The sequence below is a fragment of the Neisseria sp. P0009.S007 genome (genome assembly GCF_051962515.1).
In genome coordinates, this window is record NZ_JBQCVF010000624.1 from 1 (window position 1) to 934 (window position 934).

Genomic DNA, 934 nt, shown 5'->3' on the forward strand with positions numbered 1-934 from the left:
ACCAGTTGGTTCAGCTTGCGTTTGGACGTGATGGAATACAGAAGCTCCAAACGGGAAAACTCGTATTGGCGCGGACGGGTGGCGTGCGGCGCGGGGATGTTGTCCAACACCCAGTCGTACAGCGGGCGGTGAGCTTCAAATTCGAGCGTACACAAGGAATGCGTGATGCCTTCGATGGCATCGGAAATGCAATGCGTGTAGTCGTACATCGGGTAGATGCACCATTTATCGCCGGTGTTGTGGTGATGGGCGCGGCGGATACGGTAGATGACGGGATCACGCATATTGATGTTGCCTGATGCCATGTCGATTTTCAGACGCAGGGTTTTGCTGCCGTCGGGGAACTCGCCGTTTTTCATGCGCGTAAACAGGTCGAGGTTTTCTTCGATACTGCGGTCGCGGTAAGGGCTGTTTTTACCCGCTTCGGTCAGCGTACCGCGATATTCACGCATTTCTTCTGGCGTCAAATCATCGACATACGCTTTACCGTCTTTGATTAAACCTACGGCGTAGTCGTAAAGCTGGTCGAAATAGTTGGAGGCAAAACGCGGCTCGCCCGCCCAATGGAAGCCCAACCACTCAACGTCTTCTTTGATGGCGTTGACGTATTCGTCGTTTTCTTTTTCAGGGTTGGTATCGTCAAAACGCAGGTTGCACAAACCGTCATAAATATAAGCTAAACCGAAGTTCAAGCAGATGGATTTGGCGTGGCCGATGTGCAAATAGCCGTTCGGCTCGGGCGGGAAACGGGTTTGGATGGCTGTATGCTTACCGCTTTTGAGGTCTTCTTCGATAATGGTGCGGATAAAGTGGTTGTCCGCGAATTGGTCTTTATTCAACATAATATTTCTTTGATAGGAAAATGATTTTCTGTTTTCAGACGGCCTGAGCATTCAATCAGGCCGTCTGAAAGGAATGGAATGATGGCTCAATT

General features: G+C 50.3%; 1 protein-coding gene. It reads right to left on the reverse strand.

Annotated features, from left to right (window positions below; translation table 11 throughout):
* A partial coding sequence (gene glnS / locus ACTHS3_RS15245) for a glutamine--tRNA ligase (RefSeq protein WP_440368400.1) occupies positions 1 to 842 on the reverse strand: 842 nt, incomplete at its 3' end.
* Positions 843 to 934: the final 92 nt, after the last annotated feature.